We start from the raw sequence: 17,684 nt of genomic DNA on the forward strand, positions 1-17,684 counted from the left end.
GCGTCTGACGGCATACGGCATCGCCGTAGACTTGGGCGATGAGCGACGAGCAGCGACCGCGGTTGAGGGATCTCCTGCGTCCGCGCCCGGTCTCGACCGACCGGACGGTGACGACCGAGGCGGAGGAGGCCGTGCCCCTCCCGTTGCGCATCACGGCGGGCTACGCGTGGCGTCTGCTCCTGATCGCCGCGGTCGTCGCGGGGTTCATCTGGATCGTCATCCAGCTCAAGCTGCTCGTGATCCCGCTGATGGTCGGCATCCTCATCACCGCTCTGCTGTGGCCCGCGTTCGAGTGGATGCTGCGGCACCGGTTCCCCCGGTGGCTCGCCGTCGCGATCTCGATCCTCGGCACGATCGCGATCGTCTCGACCCTGCTCTGGCTCGTGATCTGGCAGATCCGCGCCCAGCTCCCGGACGTGCAGGCGCGCACGGGGGCCGCGGTCGAGCAGTTCCGGCAGTTCCTCCTCGACGGTCCGCTGCACCTGACCGAGAAGCAGATCCAGGGCTACATCGATCAGGCGTTCGAACTCGTCAACGAGCAGGCCCAGCTCCTCCTCAACGGGGCTCTCGCCGTCGGAACCACGGCCGCCCACGTCGTGACCGGCGCCGTCCTGTCGCTGTTCATCCTCATCTGCCTGCTGGCCGACGGAGCGGGGATCTGGCGGTGGACGCTCCGGCTCTTCCCGCGCAAGGCGCGTCCCGCCGCCGACAGCGCGGCCCACAACGGCTGGTCGACGATCGTCAACTACGCACGCACGCAGCTGCTCGTCGCCGCGATCGACGCGGTCGGCATCGGCACCGGAGCGGCCCTTCTCGGTGTTCCCCTCGCCCTCCCCGTCGCGGTGCTCGTCTTCCTCGGATCTTTCATCCCGATCGTCGGTGCCGTCGTGACCGGCGCGATCGCGGTGCTGCTCGCCCTCGTCTACAACGGCCCGTGGATCGCCCTCGCGATGCTCATCGTCGTGCTCGGGGTCCAGCAGCTCGAGGGCCATGTCCTGCAGCCGATCCTGATGGGGTCCGCCGTGAAGGTGCACCCCCTGGCGGTCGTGCTGGTGGTGGCCGGAGGATCCATGATCGGCGGCATCCCCGGCGCGCTGTTCGCCGTGCCGCTGGCCGCATTCGTGAACGTGGCAGCCGTGACCGTCAGCACCGGGTCGTGGCGCACCGGAGACCAACCAGATGCAGATCTGATCTGGAGCACAGTACCGCGACAGCGGAGACGGAGAAATCGATGAGCGCAGTCCCCAGCCTGACCGAGTTCGAGCACGCAGCTCAGAGTCTGGCTGAGGTGATCTCGCACACGCCCACGCTGCCCTCCCGCGCACTTTCCGACATCCTCGGCGCACCGGTGCTGCTGAAGATGGAGAACCTGCAGCGCACCGGCTCCTTCAAGATCCGCGGCGCGGCCTACCGGCTGTCGCGGCTGAGCGCCGAAGAGCGCTCTCGCGGCGTGGTCGCGGCGTCCGCGGGCAACCACGCGCAGGGCGTCGCGCTCGCCGCCCAAGCGCTGGGCATCCCGGCGACGATCTTCATGCCGCTGGGCGTGCCGGTGCCCAAGCTGCTCGCCACGCGCGGCTACGGCGCCGAGGTCGTGCTCGAGGGCGAGACCGTCGCCACCTCGTTGCGACTGGCAGCGGAGTTCGCCGAGCGGACCGGAGCCGTGCTCATCCCGCCGTTCGACCACCGCGACGTGGTGATCGGCCAGGGCACGCTCGGCCTGGAGCTGCTCGCCGACGCCCCCGAGGTCGACACGATCGTGCTCGGCATCGGCGGGGGAGGGCTCATCGCCGGCGTGGCCGCGGCGGTCAAGGCGCGCGCCGCCGAACTGGGCCGCGAGGTGCGCATCATCGGTGTGCAGGCCGAGAACGCCGCGGCCGTGCCGCCGTCGCTCGCAGCCGGCCACCCGGTCGACATCGAGACGCGTCCGACCATCGCCGACGGCATCCTCGTCGCCCGTCCCGGGGCGATCCCGTTCGACATCATCAAGGACCTCGTCGACGAGGTCGTGACCGTCTCCGACGACGATCTGGCCCGGGCGATCCTCATCCTCCTCGAGCAGGCGAAGGTCGTCGTCGAGCCCGCGGGCGCGGCGGGTGTCGCCGCGATCCTGTCGGGGAAGATCGAGGCGACGGGCACGACGATGGCGGTGCTGTCGGGAGGGAACATCGATCCGCTCCTGCTGCAGCGCGTCGTCTCGCACGGTCTCGCCGCCTCCGGCCGCTACCTGACCATCCGCATCCCCCTTCCGGATCGTCCCGGCCAGCTCGCGCGCGTCTCGGAGCTGATCGCGGAAGCGGGAGCGAACGTCATCGAGGCGATGCACACCCGTCACGGGCACGGTCTGCAGATCAGCGACGTGATCCTCGAACTCAGCGTCGAGACCCGCGGACCCGAGCACTCCGAGCACACGCTCGACACGCTCCGCCGCGAGGGTTTCGAGCCCATCGTCGTTCCGGACTGACGCCGAACGCAGAACGCCCCTCGTGCCTGCGGGCCGAGGGGCGTTCTGCGTGAGGGGGTGTCAGCCGGTGTACGTCTCGACGTTGACGATCTCGACCGAGATCGAGCGCCCGTTGGGAGCCTCGTACGACGACTTCTCGCCGACCTTCAGGCCGAGGATGGCCTGTCCGAGCGGGCTGGCCTCGCTGTACACGTCGAGGTCGCTGCCGACCGCGATCTCGCGGCTGCCGAGGAGGAAGACCTCTTCGCCGCCGGCGACGAGCGCCGTGACGACCGTGCCGGGCTCGACGACGCCGCGGCTGGCCGGTGCCTCGCCGACCTTGGCGGTCTTGAGCAGGTTCTCGAGCGTGCGGATGCGCGCCTCCTGCTTGCCCTGCTCGTCCTTCGCGGCGTGGTAGCCGCCGTTCTCCTTGAGATCGCCCTCTTCGCGGGCGGCCTCGATGCGCTTCGCGATCTCGTCGCGGCCCGTGGTGGAGAGGTTCTCGAGCTCGGCGACGAGCCGGTCGTAGGCTTCCTGCGTGAGGAAGGGAACCTGAGCGTCCGTGGACATGACGAAGCTCCTTCTTTCGGTATCGCTCCCGCTCGCGGCGGGGGATATGCCAAGACGCCCCGGCACTTGCCAGGGCGTCGTCGTTCTGCGTCGAGTCTAAGCGACCCAGCAGGTGTTCACCAAACCTGTCGTGGCCTCGGCCACGGTCGGGATGGTGGCGGCGAGGGCCTGCGCGTGGCTGTCGCCGGCGGGGATCTCGACGACCTTCCACCCGACCACGCCGAACTCCTCGTCGAGGGCCTCGACGATGCAGACCACGTCCTTGCCCTGCACGCCGGTGATCTGGAACCGCACGTCGACGCTGTGCTCGTCGACCAGCGTGTATCCCAGGTCGTCGGCATCGACCTGGTTCATCGACTGCGCCACGATGCCCCACCCGTAGCCGCCGACGAGCAGGATCGCGACGATTCCGGCGATGATCCAGGGGGCGCGGCGCCTGCGGGTGCGTCCGTACCGTTCGTCGAGCTGCTCTGGGGTCGTCACGCTGCAGGTCTCCCGATCGTTAGGCTGGTGATTACAGGTTATGCGACCTGCGTACGAAAGGCCGATTCATGCTCGCTCTGTCCGAGACCCCGATGCCGACGCCCACGATGACCGTCGACCCGGAGTCCGTCACCCCCGGCTTCGTCGGGTTCGCGGCGATCGTCGTGGTCCTGATCGCCGTCATCCTGCTGATCTGGGACATGAACCGCCGTATCCGCCGCGTGCGCTACCGCGAGGAGGTGCGCGACGAGCTCGACGCCGAGGAGGCCGCCCGCGCCGCCGACGAGGCGACCGAGACGGATGCCGACCTGCCGATCGTGCGCGAGGGCGACGACGATCCTGCAGACGACGGTCCGCGCCCGGCCTGACCGATCAGGCGGGTACGCCGAGCGAGGGCGACAGCGGTGCGAGGGCGATCAGCAGGCACGCCGTCCAGTGGCAGAGGAATGCGAGCACCGTGCACACGTGGAAGATCTCGTGGAAGCCGAAGTGCCCGGGCCACGGGTTCGGCTTCTTGAGCGCGTAGACGATCGCCCCGCCCGTGTAGAGCAGTCCGCCCACGATGACGAGCACCATCATGGCGACGTTCGCGTTGAGCAGGTCGACGATGTACATCACGGCGGCCCAGCCCAGCAGCAGGTAGAGCGCGACGTACAGCCATCGTGGGGCGTGGATCCAGAACACCCGGAACAGGATCCCCAGCAGGGCGCCGCCCCAGACCAGGAAGAGCAGCAGCGTGCCCTTCTCCGGCGGGAGGGCGAGCGTCGCGAGCGGCGTGTAGGTGCCGGCGATCAGCAGCAGGATGTTCGCGTGATCGATGCGCTTGAGCACGATCTTCGTGCGCGGGCCCCAGTTGAAGCGGTGGTACAGGGCGGAGTTGCCGAAGAGCAGCAACGATGACGCCATGAACACCGCGGCGGCCCACTTGGCGGGCGCTCCCTCCGAGAGCACGATGAGCACGACGCCCGCGGCGATCGCCACGGGGAAGGTACCGGCGTGGACCCATCCGCGCCACGAGGGCTTGACCTCGATCACGGCATCGGCTGCGGCAGCCTCCATGAGGGGCAGCTGAGGGAGGTCGGGGCCGGAGTCTTCGGGAGTGCTCACGTGCACACTCTATGCGCGGCGGCATTCCGCCGGCCGTACATGTCCACAGCATCCGCACCGGCGGCGAGGGGGAGGACGCTGTAGCGTAGGAAGGTGATGTCAGGGGATAACCAGGGGCGTGGGCCGCTGTACCGGCTCTACAGCAACCGGCTGCGCCGCCGCCTCGATCCGGCGTCCGTTCCGCACCACATCGCGATGATGATCGACGGCAACCGTCGGTGGGCACGACAGCTCGGCTACGCCACGGCCGCTCACGGACACCGTGCCGGTGCGATCAAGATGCGCGAGTTCCTCGGTTGGTGCGATGAACTCGGCGTCCGCGTGGTCTCGCTGTACCTGCTCTCGAGCGACAACCTCCTCAAGCGCGACTCGGCCGAGCTGGCGGATCTGATCGAGATCATCGCCGATCTCGCCGAGGGCCTGTCGTGGGAGGGCAACTGGCGCGTCAAGCACGTCGGGCGCTCCGACATCCTTCCGACGGATCTCGCCCGGGTCCTCGCCGATGCCGAGGAGCGCACGAAGGACCACACGGGACTCCACGTCAACCTGGCCGTCGGCTACGGCGGCCGGAACGAGATCGTCGACGCCGTGCGCAGCATCCTGGTGACGCACGAGGCGTCCGGCGGCACGATGGAGGACCTCGCGGCGCAACTCACGCCGGAGATGATCGGGGAGCACCTCTACACCGGAGGACAGCCGGATCCCGACCTCGTGATCCGCACGAGCGGCGAGCAGCGCCTCAGCGACTTCCTCCTGTGGCAGAGCGCCCATAGCGAGTTCTACTTCGTCGAGGCTCTCGGACCGGACCTGCGCGAGGTCGACTTCCTCCGGGCGATGCGCGACTTCGCGGATCGGGACCGTCGTTTCGGGCGGTGACGGGACGCCCGAGAGGGAGTCGTCACCGTGCCGGCATCGTGCCAGACTTACTCGGTGAGCACCATCCACGACTACTTGGCCACGTTCGACGTCGAACCCGGTTATCTCAACTGGGCCGCATTCGGACCGTTGTCGCCATCGGTGCGCGAGGAGGTCTTCGCCGACGCCGACCTCCTCGGCAGCGGACGCCCCGCCTCGCTCGCGCTCGTCGCGGAGCGCGTCACCCAGGCGCGCGAGGTCGTCGCCGACATCCTGCAGGCGGATGCCGAGGACGTGACGGTGCAGCCGTCGTCGACCCAGGGACTCGCCCAGGCGCTCTACGGCGCACGGGGCACGGTGATCGCCTCGACCGCCGAGTTCCCGAGCGTCAGCCTGACGCTCGATCGCGCGGCCGCCTTCTCGCAGGGCGCGGTCGTGCCGCGATGGATCGACCCGGCCGACGGCCGTGTGACCCCGGATGCCGTCGCGGAGGCGCTCGACGACGATGTCACCGCCCTCGCCGTGAGCCACGTCGACTTCCGCACGGGCTACCGTGCCGACCTCGCGGCGCTGCGGGAGGTGATCGGCCCGGACCGATTGCTCATCGTCGACGCCGTGCAGTCCTTCGGCATCGTCGACACCGACTTCCGCGTCGCCGACGTCGTCGTGGGGCACGGTTACAAGTGGCTGCGCGCCGCGCGCGGGACCGGCTTCGCCTGGTTCTCGGATCTGGCGCGCGAGCGCCTCGCCCCGGTGCTCAGCGGGATCACCGGCACCGAGGGGGAGGGGCTCGCGGTCGACGAGCGCCCTGCGCCCGCGGCATCCGCTCGCGCCTTCACGACCAGCGGTCCCGACACGCTCGCGGCGGGTCGCCTGGCCGTCGGCGCGCGCACCGTGCGCGATGCCGGGATCGCGGCGATCGAGGAGCATCTCGCTGGCCGCGTCGACGCGGTCATCGAGATCGCCGACCGGCACGGCATCACGGTCGTCTCTCCGCGCGAGCGTGAGCGGCGCGCGGGGATGGTCGCCCTCGCGCCGGAGGAGCCTGCCCGCCTCGCGGCCGCCCTCGCCAACGCCGGTGTCGTGGTGACCGCTCGTGGTTCGGCGGTACGGGTGGCCCCGCATGCCGGCACCGACGACGAGACCATCCGGATGCTCGACGACGCGCTCGCCGGATTCGGCAACGAGACGTTCACCATCGCGTAACACTTCGCTGGCGTGTCGAGCCGAGGAAAAGTCGGCGGCTGGTCGTACCTTCAAGGCATCGGGCATGGTGCCCGATCGGGTCGGCCACAGGCAAGCGACTCGTGACCCCCTGGTCGACTCGTTCGAATAGCCGGGATTCCCCCGGGTCGGGAGTGGGTCGTGACCACACGTTCAGCGCAGCAGTCCACCAGCACCGCGCAGCAGTCCACCCGTCAGTCGAATCGACGGGCGTCGTCATCGGATCCGGATCAGGATCTCCGCACCTACGTCCTCGACACCTCGGTTCTGCTGAGCGATCCGCAGGCGTTCTTCCGATTCGCCGAGCACTCCGTCGTCCTCCCGGTGGTCGTGATCACCGAGCTCGAGGGCAAGCGCCACGACCCCGAGATCGGATATTTCGCCCGACAGGCGCTCCGGCACCTCGACGACCTTCGCATCGAGCACGGGCGTCTCGACTTCCCGGTCGAGGTCGGCGAGGGCGGCACGCTCCGGGTGGAGCTCGCCAACACCGACTCCTCGGTGCTCCCCGCGGGCATCCGCCTGAGCGACAACGACACCCGCATCCTGTCGGTCGCGATGCATCTCGCCCAGGACGGCCAGGACGTCACGATCGTCTCGAAGGACCTGCCGATGCGGGTGAAGGCGGCGTCGCTCGGGCTCCGAGCCGAGGAATACCTCGCCGAGCAGGCGATCGACTCCGGCTGGACCGGCATCTCGACCCTGAACCTCTCGGGCGACGACATCAGCGACCTGTACGAGAGCGAGGTCGGCATCAGCGAGGAGGCCCGCGGTCTTCCGGTGAACACCGGCCTCATCATCCACTCGGAGCGGGGTTCCGCCCTCGGACGGGTGACCGGGGAGGGCGAGTACAAGCTGGTTCGTGGCGACCGTGACATCTTCGGGATGCACGGGCGCTCGGCCGAGCAGCGGATCGCCATCGACCTGCTCACCGACCCCGACGTCGGCATCGTCTCGCTGGGTGGTCGTGCGGGTACCGGCAAGTCGGCCTTGGCGCTCTGCGCCGGGCTGGAGGCCGTGCTGGAACGGCAGCAGCAGAAGAAGATCATCGTCTTCCGTCCGCTGTTCGCGGTCGGCGGGCAGGAGCTCGGATACCTCCCGGGCGACCAGGGCGAGAAGATGGGGCCCTGGGGTCAGGCGGTCTTCGACACGCTCGGCTCGGTGGTCTCGGGCAATGTGATGGAGGAAGTCGTCGAACGCGGCATCCTCGAGGTCCTGCCGCTCACGCACATCCGTGGCCGTTCGCTGCACGACGCCTTCGTGATCGTCGACGAGGCCCAGTCCCTCGAGCGCAATGTGCTCCTCACCGTGCTCAGCCGCATGGGTCAGAACTCGCGGGTCATCCTCACGCACGACGTCGGTCAGCGCGACAACCTCCGCGTCGGACGCCACGACGGCATCGCCAGCGTGATCGAAACGCTGAAGGGACACGACCTGTTCGCGCACGTCACGCTCATGCGCTCCGAGCGCTCCGCGATCGCGGCCCTGGTCACCGAACTCCTCGAGGGCGGTGAGCTGAGCTAACGGTCCGTCTCATCCGAGAAAGCAAAGAACGCCGGCCCCGAAAGGGACCGGCGTTCTTGCGTGGTCGGACGGATCAGCCCGGGTGCGTCATCGACAGCAGATCGAGCTTCTCGTCGAGCTGCTCGAGGGTCAGGTCGCCGCGCTCGACGTAGCCGAGATCGATCACGGCGTCGCGCACCGTGATGCCCTGGGCGACCGCGTGCTTGGCGATCTTGGCGGCGGCCTCGTAGCCGATCAGCTTGTTCAAGGGCGTCACGATCGACGGGCTCATACCGGCGAACGCGGCCGCGCGGTCGAGGTTCGCCTGCAGGCCGTCGATCGTCTTGTCGGCCAGCACGCGCGAGGCGTTGGAGAGCAGACGGATCGACTCGAGGAGCGCCGTACCCATGACGGGGATGGCGACGTTCAGTTCGAACGAACCGGATGCTCCGGCCCAGGCGACGGTCGCGTCGTTGCCGATCACGCGCGCGCACACCATCAGCACGGCCTCCGGGACGACCGGGTTGACCTTGCCGGGCATGATCGACGAACCGGGCTGCAGATCGGGGATGTGCAGCTCGCCGAGACCCGTGTTCGGGCCGGAGCCCATCCAGCGCAGATCGTTGTTGATCTTGGTCAGCGAGACGGCGATCGTGCGCAGGGCACCGGATGCCTCGACGAGGCCGTCGCGGTTGGCCTGGGCCTCGAAGTGGTCCTTCGCCTCGGTGATCGGCAGTTCGGTCTCGGCCGCGAGCAGTGCGATGACCTTCTGCGGGAAGCCGAGCGGGGTGTTGATCCCGGTGCCGGTGGCGGTGCCGCCGAGCGGGACCTCCGCGACGCGGGGGAGCGCCGACTGCACGCGCTCGATGCCGAGACGCACCTGACGGGCGTAGCCGCCGAACTCCTGGCCGAGGGTGACCGGGGTCGCATCCATGAGGTGGGTACGACCGGACTTCACCGCGTCCTTCCACAGCTCGGCCTTGGCCTCGAGTGCCACGGCGAGGTGGTCGAGCGACGGGATGAGCGTGTCGATGAGCGCCTGGGTCACCGCGATGTGCACCGAGGTCGGGAAGACGTCGTTCGACGACTGCGAGGCGTTGACGTGGTCGTTGGGGTGAACGTCCGCGCCGAGGATGCGCGTCGCCAGCGTCGCGAGCACCTCGTTCATGTTCATGTTCGACGACGTGCCCGAGCCGGTCTGGTAGGTGTCGACCGGGAACTCGCCGTCGTGGGAGCCGGCGGCGACCTGGTCGGCGGCCTGCGCGATGGCGTCGGCGATGGCGCCGTCGAGCGTGCCGAGCTCCTTGTTGGCGAGCGCGGCGGCCTTCTTGATGCGGGCGAGGGCTGCGATCTGCGTCGACTCCAGCCCCTTGCCCGAGATCGGGAAGTTCTCGACGGCGCGCTGCGTCTGCGCCCCGTAGAGCGCGTTCACGGGCACCCGCACTTCACCCATGGTGTCGTGCTCGATGCGGTACTCGGTATCGGTCATTCCGAACCCTCCTGCGTTTCGGGGTCGATCCCCACGGTGATGACGGGCACGGCCGTGCCCTCGGCCAGACGGTAGTTGGCGCCGACGATGCCCAGGCGGCCCTCGGCGACGGCGCTGCTGATGATCTCGGACGACTGCAGCAGGTCGGCGACGGTGTTGCGCAGGTGCTCCTGGCCGACGAGTTCGGCGTCGATCTCGGCGACCGTCGTGCCGCCGCTCTCGGCGAGCACCTTGCGCGCGGCCGGGACGATCGGGGCGATCAGCTTCCAGATGTGCGGGGGCACGGGTGCCGCGTCGATCGCGGTGCCGTCGATCGCGGCGCGCACGGCACCGCAGGAGTCGTGGGCGAGAACCACGATGAGCGGCACGTTCAGCACCGCCACCGCGTACTCGAGGCTCGCGACGATCGATTCGCCGATCACCTGGCCGGCGTTGCGCACGACGAACAGGTCGCCGAGTCCGAGGTCGAAGATGATCTCGGCGGCGAGACGCGAGTCCGAGCATCCGAACAGGGTGGCGACCGGGTTCTGGGCCTCGGCGAGTCCCTTGCGGCGGGCGACGTCCTGATTCGGATGCCGCGGCTCCTCGTTCACGAAACGGCGATTGCCGTCGCGCATCTGCTTCCAGGCTGCGGCCGGGGTCAGGTCGTGCGTCATGAGGCCTCCGAGAGGGTGCGGATCTGGGGGGTGAGCGAGGCGGCCAGCTCGGCGGTGGAATCGGCCGACCGCGAGCCGTAGAGCAGCACGTAGTCGTCACCGGCCTGCGTGCCGAGGGCGTAGGAGATGTTCGAGGCCGAGTCGCCGGGGGTGAAGACGTCCCACTCGATGCCGTCGATCGTGACGGTGTCGGTGGGCGCCGTCCCCTCGAGGCGCTGCGGTGCCCAGCGGGAATCGGCGTCGAAGGCCTGGGCGACCTTGATGAACCCGCGCTCGTCCTGGGCGGCAGGGGCGAGCGTGATGTCCCACACGACGGTGGCACCGCTCTGCAGCTCGGCCGCGTTCACCCGCCAGAAGTCGCCGAGTTCGGGCACGATCACCGCGCTGTCCATCGTGTTCTCGACGTCGGCGGCGATGCCGGTGAGGTCGACGGACGGCGCGGATGCCGGCTCACCGCGCGGGACGGCGAAGATGATCACGGCCAGCACGGCGAGGGTCGCCAGCAGTGCGGCGATGAGGCTGCGCACGGTCTGGCTCGACCGATAGGCCTTGCTCGACGCGGCCTTGCGGGCGGCCGTCTCCTCCGGGGTCTCGGGGCGTCCGAGTTCCGCGACGATGGGAGCGGGCTTGTTCATCGCTCGTCCCCGTCGTCGGCAGCGGCGCGGGCGGCGTCGAGTCGGCGCTTGGCGCCGAGGAGCCATTCCTCGCAGCGGGCGGCCAGGGCCTCACCGCGCTCCCAGAGCGCCAGCGACTGCTCGAGGGTCGGCGCGCCTTGTTCGAGTTCGGCGACCACGGTGACCAGCTCGTCACGAGCGGCCTCGAACGTCAGCGTCTCGACAGGGGTATCGTTCAGCGCGCTCACTCCTCCATCCTACGGCGTGCCGTCGCGATCGGTGAGCGGGCGTGGGCCGCGCTCGATCAGGATGCCTCGGCGATCTCGCCCTCCGACCGCGCGGCCACCGAACCCCGATCGACCGTGATGGTCAGGGCGCTTCCGGCCGGGGCATCCGCCGCATCGCGCAGGATCACACCGCCCTCGAGATGCGCGATCGCGTAGCCGCGCGCGAGCGTCGCCGCCGGCGACAGCGCACGCAGGGATGCCCGCAGCTCGCTCGTGCGGCGACCGGCGGCATCGAGGTGGCGGGTGAGGGTGTCGCGACCCCGCGAGAGCAGCAGCCACACCTCCTGCGCGCGGGAGTCGATGATCGGGGCGGGGGAGCGGAGCACGGGGCGCGAGCGCAGCTGTTCGAGCTGCGCGATGTCGTGCGACAGGCGCTGGGTGAGTCGCGTGGTCGCCCGGGAGCGCAGCTGTCCGATCAGGGCGCGCTGCTCGCCGACATCCGGCACGACCCGCTTCGCGGCATCCGTCGGGGTCGACGCGCGCAGGTCGGCGACATCGTCGAGCAGGGGGTGGTCGTTCTCGTGCCCGATCGCACTCACGACCGGCGTCGAGGCGGCGGCGGCGGCACGCACCAGGCGCTCGTCGCTGAAGCCGAGGAGGGTCTGCGGATCGCCACCGCCCCGGGCGATGATGATGACGTCGACGTCGGGATCCGCGTCGAGACGGGCGAGGGCCGCCAGCGTGTCGGGAACGCAGCGCTCGCCCTGCACCGCCGCGTACTCGGTGCGGAAGCGCACCTGCGGCCAGCGCAGCTCGGCGTTGCGGTGCACGTCCTTCTCGGCGTCGGACCTCTCGCCCGTGATGAGTCCGATCACGTGCGGGAGGAACGGCAGCCGCTTCTTGCGCGAGAGGTCGAAGAGGCCTTCCTGGCGCAGCTGCGCGCGCAGCTTCTCGAGCCGCTCGAGCTGGTCACCCAGCCCCACGTGCTTCATCGAGGAGACGGTGAAGCTGAAGTCGCCGGCCTTCACGAAGTAGTCGGCCTTGACGGCGGCGACGACGTGATCCCCGATCCCGAGGTCGGCGGGAATGCGCCCCCGAACGCTCGACCACACGCGGATCGAGATCTGCGCATCGGACTGCACGTCCTTCAGGCGCGCGAAGACGTTGCCGCCGCGGACGTTCCAGGAGGTGATCTCGCCCTCGACCCACACCGTGTTCCAGCGGGCGACGAAGTCCCGGATGGTCGCGTTCAGCCGGGCGACGGAGGTCGGGGCATCCGCCGTCGAATCGCGGGGCGAGACGGCATCCGCCGGCGGGTTCTCACCGGGGCCGGTGGCTGCTTCGAAGACCGTCATCTGCTCTCGTCCCTGGGGGTTGTCGTGCGGGGGAGGATTCCCGGCTTTCTCAGGGTGGACGCCGGTAGAATCGAGGGGTGACCTCGACTGCCGTTCATCTCCCCATCCCTCGCCTCCCACGCGTGCGTGCGGCGGCCGGGAGGCTTCAGGATAACGCGGTGGCCGGACGCAAGCGCGTGCTGCTCGCCGCGCCGCGCGGATACTGCGCGGGTGTCGATCGCGCCGTCGTCGCCGTCGAGAAGGCTCTCGAACGCTACGGCGCTCCGGTCTACGTGCGCAAGCAGATCGTCCACAACATCCACGTGGTGAGCGAGCTCGAGGCCAAGGGGGCGATCTTCGTCGAGGAGGTCGACGAGGTTCCGGCCGGGGCGCACGTGGTCTTCAGTGCGCACGGCGTCTCGCCGGCCGTCGTGAACGCGGCATCCGACCGCGGCCTGCACGCGATCGACGCGACCTGCCCCCTGGTCACCAAGGTGCATCGCGAGGCCGTGCGCTTCGCCCGTGACGACTTCGAGATCCTGCTCATCGGTCACGAGGGGCACGAAGAGGTCGAGGGCACCGCGGGTGAGGCTCCGGATCACGTGACGATCGTCAACTCGCCGGACGAGGCCGACACGGTCGTCGTGAAGGACCCGAACAAGGTCGTGTGGCTGTCGCAGACCACGCTCTCCGTCGACGAGACGATGGAGACCGTCAACCGCCTGCGCACGCGCTTCCCCGAACTGCACAACCCGCCGTCCGACGACATCTGCTACGCGACGCAGAACCGTCAGGTCGCGATCAAGAAGGTCGCCGTCGGTGCGGATCTCGTCATCGTGGTCGGCTCCGCGAACTCCTCGAACAGCGTGCGCCTGGTCGAGGTCGCGCTCGAGTACGGGGCCAAGGCCGCGTACCGCATCGACTACGCCGAGGAGATCCAGCAGGAGTGGCTCGACGGCGTCGAGACGGTCGGCGTGACGAGCGGGGCATCCGTTCCCGAGGTCCTCGTGCGCGAGGTGCTCGACGCGATCGGCGACGCCGGCTACCGCGACGTCGAAGAGGTGAAGACGGCCGAGGAGGACCTCATGTTCTCGCTGCCGAAAGAACTGCGTCAGGATGCTTCGGGCAAGCGCGACGATCGGGCCCTGGGCGGACGCGCGACCGGAGGAGGCGCATAGCGTTGAGCGCCGCCGAGGCGGAACCCACGCTCATCGGATCGGTGCAGCGGGCTCTTCGCCTGGTCGACATCGTCGCCAACTCTCCCCGTCCGTTGCCGACCAAGATGCTGGCGGCGATCACCGGGCTCACGCCCGGCACCACCTACAACCTCGTGCGCACGCTCATCCACGAGGGGTACCTGTCGGCCGAACCCGACGGGCTCGTGCTCGGGGCGCGATTTCCGACCTTCCAGCGCGAGATCGACACCCGCGGAGTCTTCCTCGCCCGCGTACGGGCGGCGCTGCGGTCGGTCACCGACGAGGTCGGGGCCACGGCGTACCTCTCACGTTACGACGACGGGGAGATGCACCTCATCGACATCGTCGACGCCGAGCAGAACCCGCGTGTCGAGCTGTGGGTCGGACTGCAGTCGAGCGGGCACGCGACGGCGCTGGGCAAGCAGATCCTGGCGGAGCTTCCCGATGACGACCGTCTCGACTACCTCTCGCGTCATCGTCTCGAGGAACTCACTCCTCGGACCATCAGCGATCGGCGCACGCTGCTGACGCAGCTCGAGCATTCCCCGGGGTGGACCCTCGACCAGGAGGAGTACGTCATCGGCGCGACCTGCGTGGCGGTGCCCGTCATCGCGCCCAACGTCACCGCCTCACTCGCGATCTCGCTGCCGTCGGATCAGGCGATCGTCGACCGCGAGCTGGTGGCGAAGCTGCAGAGGGCGGCCCGGCGGCTGTCGATCCAGCTCGGGGCGGATGCGCTCGGCGGGGGCGATCCCGGGCCGGAGTTCACTATCTGAAAAACCTCAGTGGCAGAGGATTCCGCCGTTGCCTATCCTTGTAGGCGTAGGCGTCTGTGCATCACGGCACTACGGGTTGCGAGCAGGATCCCCAGTCCCTCGCAACTGACTGGGATGAGGATGCGTCCCCAGCGCTCCTCGTCCGCGGCCCCGAGAAGTCCCCACTTCTCCGGGGCCGCCACCATTATCGGAGGACCTTCCGCTGGGAGCCCGGGACAGGCGCGGCCGTTAGCATGGCGGGATGAGCGAACAGCGGCCCCAGTACGGCGAGATCGCCACTCCCGAGGAGCAGCGGCGTGCCGCCGGTCTCCCTCCTCTCTCCGAACTGCCGCCGGTCGAGCCGGCTGTCGCGCTGCCGGCCGCGGACGCCGCTACGGATGCACCCCGGCGCGCGCACCCGGTGGACCGCTTCGTGACGATCGGACTTCTCGCCTACGGGCTGGTGAACGTCGTGGTCACCGGTCTGCAGTACCTCGACCTTCCCAACGTGATGAACCAGGTGTTGTCGGTGCTGGGCGCCTCCGGCGAGTTCACCAATTTCGCACAGGGCAGACTCTGGGGGACGATCGCCTCCGTGGTGCTCATCACCGGGTGGGCGCTGACGGCGACTCTCTCGATCCGTCGCCTGCGCCGCGGGAAGCTCACCTGGTGGCTGCCCCTGGTCGGTGCCGTGGTGACGCTGGGCATCGCGGCGATCTGCATCGCGATCCCGATGATGGGAGACCCCGCGTTCGTCGCCTACATGCAGGGCGGCACCGGCTCCTGATCGATCGCGCCCTGCCGCTACGCAGAAGAAAAAGAACGGGTGCCCCGCCTCGCGGCAGGGCACCCGTTCTTCTCGTGCGGTGGGTCAGCTCTTCGACTGACCGTACGAGCCCAGCTGGCGAGTGGACTCGATGACGCGGGCGGCCATCGCGGTCTCGGCGATCTTGCCCCAGGCGCGCGGGTCGTACTGCTTCTTGTTGCCGACCTCGCCGTCGACCTTCAGCACGCCGTCGTAGTTCTTGAACATGTAGTCGGCGATCGCACGCGTGTAGGCGTACTGCGTGTCGGTGTCGATGTTCATCTTGATGACACCGTTCGCGACCGCGGTGGCGATCTCCTCGTCGGTCGAGCCCGAGCCGCCGTGGAAGACGAGGTCGAGGGGCTTGGGGCCCGTGCCGTACTTGGCGGCGACCTCGGCCTGGATGTCGCCGAGCAGCTCGGGGCGCAGCTTCACGCCACCCGGCTTGTAGACGCCGTGCACGTTGCCGAAGGTGAGGGCGGCGATGTAGCGGCCCTGCTCGCCGAGACCGAGTGCCTGGACGGCCTGGTCGACGTCGGAGAAGGTCGTGTAGAGGGCGTCGTTCGAGCCCTCGTGCTGGACGCCGTCCTCTTCGCCGCCGACGACGCCGATCTCGACCTCGAGGATCGCGTTGATCGCCTTCATGCGGGGGAGGAGGTCCTTCGCGATCTCGATGTTCTCGGCGAGCGGCACGGCCGAGCCGTCCCACATGTGCGACTGGAAGATCGGGTTGCGGCCGGCCTTCACCTCTTCTTCGGAGGCGGAGATCAGCGGCTCGACGAAGCCGGCGAGGGCGTCCTTCGGGCAGTGGTCGGTGTGGAGGGCGACCGTGATCGGGTAGTTCTTGGCGACCTCGGTCGCGAAGCGGGCGAAGGCGAGGGCGCCGGTCGCGCGGCCCTTGACGGTGTGGCCGGCGAAGTAGTCCGCGCCACCGGTCGTGACCTGGATGATGCCGTCGGAGCCGGCCTCGGTCAGCCCCTGGAGGACGGAGTTGATCGTCTGCGAGCTCGAGACGTTGAACGCGGGGTACGCGAAGCCGCCGGCCTTCGCGCGGTCGAGCATTTCGGCGTACTGATCCGGGGTGGCGACGGGCATGAGAACTCCTGCGGTAGATGAAGCCTGGGACAGCAGTCACTCTAGCCGGGAGCGTGGACGGATGCCGGGGGCCGGTGCGCGATGCCGGTGCGTGTCTCCTGCTGTTCTGTTAAGAAACGCAAATCCTTCACGGTCTCGACGGGGAAAACAGGGCATTTCGCCCCTGCCCGCTGGCTAGGCTGACCCCATGGTGAGTCTTACTGCTGATCTGAGCCCGCTTCGACCCGACCGCAACCTCGCGATGGAGCTGGTGAGGGCGACGGAGGCGGCGGCGATCCGCGCCGTGCCGTTCATCGGGCGGGGAGCGAAGGAGGCCGCCGACGGTGCGGCCGTCGACGCGATGCGCGCCTTCCTCGGCACGGTCGACTTCCAGGGGCGTGTGGTGATCGGCGAGGGCGAGAAGGACAACGCTCCGATGCTGTTCAACGGCGAGGTCGTCGGAACGGGACGCGGTCCCGAGTGCGACATCGCCGTCGACCCGATCGACGGCACCTCGCTCACGGCTGCGGGACGGCAGAACGCGCTCTCGGTCATCGCGGTCTCGGACCGCGGATCGATGCTCGATGCGTCGACCGTCTTCTACATGGACAAGCTCGTCACGGGGCCCGCAGGCGTCGGTGTCGTCGACATCCGCCTCCCGATCGGCGAGAACATCCGCCGCCTCGCCGGCGCTCTCGAGAAGCCCGTCGACGAGATCGTCGTGTCGGTGCTGAACCGTCCCCGTCACGAGCAGCTCATCCAGGAGATCCGTGATGCGGGCGCGGGTACGCGTCTGATGAGCGATGGCGATGTCGCCGGTGGGATCAATGCGGCGCGCCATGACGCGCGCACCGATATGTGCGTCGGCGTCGGCGGCAGCCCGGAGGGCATCGTCACCGCCTGCGCGATCAAGGCACTTGGTGGACACATCCAGGGACGCCTGTGGCCGCGCGACGATGACGAGCGCCAGCGCGGGATCGACGCGGGACTCGAGATGGATCGCGTGTACGAGGCGGATGATCTGGTGCAGGGCAACAACACGATCTTCGTCGCGACCGGTGTCACGGACGGCCAGCTCGTCGCCGGCGTGCGCCGCGAGCGCGGGTACGTGTACACCGAGAGCGTCGTACTGCGCGGGGCGTCGGGAACGCTGCGACGGATCGCCTCGGAGCACCTCGTCTCGAAGTGGTTGTGATCCTCGCGGGATGATGCATCGAGGCATCTGGCGCGTGTCGGGGGCCTCGGCATCGTTACCGACCCGGTATCCCTCCTGCGCGCCCGATCCTGCGATTCTTCGTGGGTCGTGTCAGACTTGAGCCTGGGTTTGTCGCCGAGGACGGAGCCATCTGGCA

At 69.1% G+C, this 17,684-nt stretch carries 19 protein-coding genes; 10 read left to right on the top strand and 9 right to left on the bottom strand.

The genetic code is table 11. The features are described 5' to 3' along the window. Positions 1-38 precede the first annotated feature (38 nt). Both ACZ5Y9_RS06730 and ilvA read left to right on the top strand, forming a co-directional pair. A complete protein-coding gene (locus ACZ5Y9_RS06730; RefSeq protein ID WP_247623019.1) occupies positions 39-1,235 on the top strand; it encodes an AI-2E family transporter in 1,197 nt (398 codons plus the stop codon). After that, complete coding sequence (gene ilvA, locus ACZ5Y9_RS06735) at positions 1,232-2,461, top strand: threonine ammonia-lyase (protein WP_247623018.1); 1,230 nt, start codon at positions 1,232-1,234, stop codon at positions 2,459-2,461. Before ACZ5Y9_RS06730 ends, ilvA begins: the two co-directional genes overlap by 4 nt. Before the next feature lie 60 nt (positions 2,462-2,521). Here ilvA and greA read toward each other — a convergent pair whose 3' ends face one another. Both greA and ACZ5Y9_RS06745 read right to left on the bottom strand, forming a co-directional pair. Beyond that, the gene (greA, locus tag ACZ5Y9_RS06740) at positions 2,522-3,010 is read right to left on the bottom strand and encodes a transcription elongation factor GreA (protein WP_247623017.1); all 489 of its coding nucleotides are present in this window, start codon (positions 3,008-3,010) and stop codon (positions 2,522-2,524) included. A 96-nt stretch (positions 3,011-3,106) separates the two neighbouring features. Further along, positions 3,107-3,493 carry a DUF4307 domain-containing protein gene (locus ACZ5Y9_RS06745; RefSeq protein ID WP_247623016.1) on the bottom strand — a complete coding sequence of 129 codons (387 nt, stop codon included), beginning with the start codon at positions 3,491-3,493 and terminating at the stop codon, positions 3,107-3,109. Between the two features lie 68 nt (positions 3,494-3,561). Here ACZ5Y9_RS06745 and ACZ5Y9_RS06750 point away from each other — a divergent pair, with 68 nt between their 5' ends. After that, positions 3,562-3,861, top strand: a complete 300-nt coding sequence (locus ACZ5Y9_RS06750) for a hypothetical protein (protein WP_247623015.1) — start codon at positions 3,562-3,564, stop codon at positions 3,859-3,861. Positions 3,862-3,865: 4 nt separating this feature from the next. Here ACZ5Y9_RS06750 and trhA read toward each other — a convergent pair whose 3' ends face one another. Further along, the gene (trhA, locus tag ACZ5Y9_RS06755; protein WP_247624710.1) at positions 3,866-4,552 is read right to left on the bottom strand and encodes a PAQR family membrane homeostasis protein TrhA; all 687 of its coding nucleotides are present in this window, start codon (positions 4,550-4,552) and stop codon (positions 3,866-3,868) included. A gap of 144 nt (positions 4,553-4,696) precedes the next feature. Here trhA and ACZ5Y9_RS06760 point away from each other — a divergent pair, with 144 nt between their 5' ends. From ACZ5Y9_RS06760 to ACZ5Y9_RS06770, 3 genes are all read left to right on the top strand, one after another. Continuing rightward, complete coding sequence (locus tag ACZ5Y9_RS06760; protein ID WP_247623014.1) at positions 4,697-5,476, top strand: isoprenyl transferase; 780 nt, start codon at positions 4,697-4,699, stop codon at positions 5,474-5,476. Positions 5,477-5,530: 54 nt separating this feature from the next. Then, on the top strand, positions 5,531-6,661 hold the full coding sequence (locus tag ACZ5Y9_RS06765) for an aminotransferase class V-fold PLP-dependent enzyme (protein WP_464472623.1): 1,131 nt from the start codon (positions 5,531-5,533) through the stop codon (positions 6,659-6,661). Positions 6,662-6,820: 159 nt separating this feature from the next. Next, a complete protein-coding gene (locus ACZ5Y9_RS06770; protein WP_282185340.1) occupies positions 6,821-8,203 on the top strand; it encodes a PhoH family protein in 1,383 nt (460 codons plus the stop codon). Positions 8,204-8,276: 73 nt separating this feature from the next. Here the strand turns inward: ACZ5Y9_RS06770 and ACZ5Y9_RS06775 are convergent, their stop codons facing one another. From ACZ5Y9_RS06775 to xseA, 5 genes are read right to left on the bottom strand one after another with little or no spacing between them, the layout of a single operon-like run. Continuing rightward, a complete protein-coding gene (locus ACZ5Y9_RS06775) occupies positions 8,277-9,671 on the bottom strand; it encodes a class II fumarate hydratase (RefSeq protein ID WP_247955825.1) in 1,395 nt (464 codons plus the stop codon). Then, entirely contained in the window at positions 9,668-10,327 is a 660-nt protein-coding gene (locus tag ACZ5Y9_RS06780) for a carbonic anhydrase (RefSeq protein ID WP_247632617.1), read from the bottom strand. Before ACZ5Y9_RS06780 ends, ACZ5Y9_RS06775 begins: the two co-directional genes overlap by 4 nt. Beyond that, entirely contained in the window at positions 10,324-10,962 is a 639-nt protein-coding gene (locus ACZ5Y9_RS06785; protein ID WP_247623010.1) for a DUF4245 family protein, read from the bottom strand. The genes ACZ5Y9_RS06780 and ACZ5Y9_RS06785 overlap by 4 nt, the downstream gene beginning before the upstream one ends. Then, a complete protein-coding gene (locus tag ACZ5Y9_RS06790) occupies positions 10,959-11,189 on the bottom strand; it encodes an exodeoxyribonuclease VII small subunit (protein WP_247623009.1) in 231 nt (76 codons plus the stop codon). The genes ACZ5Y9_RS06785 and ACZ5Y9_RS06790 overlap by 4 nt, the downstream gene beginning before the upstream one ends. Before the next feature lie 56 nt (positions 11,190-11,245). Further along, the gene (xseA, locus tag ACZ5Y9_RS06795; protein WP_464472624.1) at positions 11,246-12,523 is read right to left on the bottom strand and encodes an exodeoxyribonuclease VII large subunit; all 1,278 of its coding nucleotides are present in this window, start codon (positions 12,521-12,523) and stop codon (positions 11,246-11,248) included. A gap of 122 nt (positions 12,524-12,645) precedes the next feature. Between xseA and ACZ5Y9_RS06800 the strand changes: the two genes are divergently transcribed. From ACZ5Y9_RS06800 to ACZ5Y9_RS06810, 3 genes are all read left to right on the top strand, one after another. Then, complete coding sequence (locus tag ACZ5Y9_RS06800) at positions 12,646-13,680, top strand: 4-hydroxy-3-methylbut-2-enyl diphosphate reductase (protein ID WP_372491953.1); 1,035 nt, start codon at positions 12,646-12,648, stop codon at positions 13,678-13,680. A gap of 2 nt (positions 13,681-13,682) precedes the next feature. Beyond that, positions 13,683-14,474, top strand: coding sequence for an IclR family transcriptional regulator (locus ACZ5Y9_RS06805; RefSeq protein WP_247623006.1), 792 nt, complete (start codon positions 13,683-13,685; stop codon positions 14,472-14,474). 241 nt (positions 14,475-14,715) lie between these two features. After that, positions 14,716-15,240 (top strand): DUF6264 family protein, encoded by a 525-nt coding sequence (locus tag ACZ5Y9_RS06810; RefSeq protein WP_247623005.1) that lies wholly within the window; start codon positions 14,716-14,718, stop codon positions 15,238-15,240. A gap of 84 nt (positions 15,241-15,324) precedes the next feature. Here ACZ5Y9_RS06810 and fbaA read toward each other — a convergent pair whose 3' ends face one another. After that, complete coding sequence (gene fbaA / locus ACZ5Y9_RS06815) at positions 15,325-16,353, bottom strand: class II fructose-bisphosphate aldolase (protein WP_247623004.1); 1,029 nt, start codon at positions 16,351-16,353, stop codon at positions 15,325-15,327. Between the two features lie 187 nt (positions 16,354-16,540). Between fbaA and glpX the strand changes: the two genes are divergently transcribed. Beyond that, positions 16,541-17,527 (top strand): class II fructose-bisphosphatase, encoded by a 987-nt coding sequence (gene glpX, locus ACZ5Y9_RS06820; protein ID WP_247623003.1) that lies wholly within the window; start codon positions 16,541-16,543, stop codon positions 17,525-17,527. Positions 17,528-17,684 lie beyond the last annotated feature (157 nt).

This window comes from Microbacterium sp. T3-8, assembly GCF_055398145.1.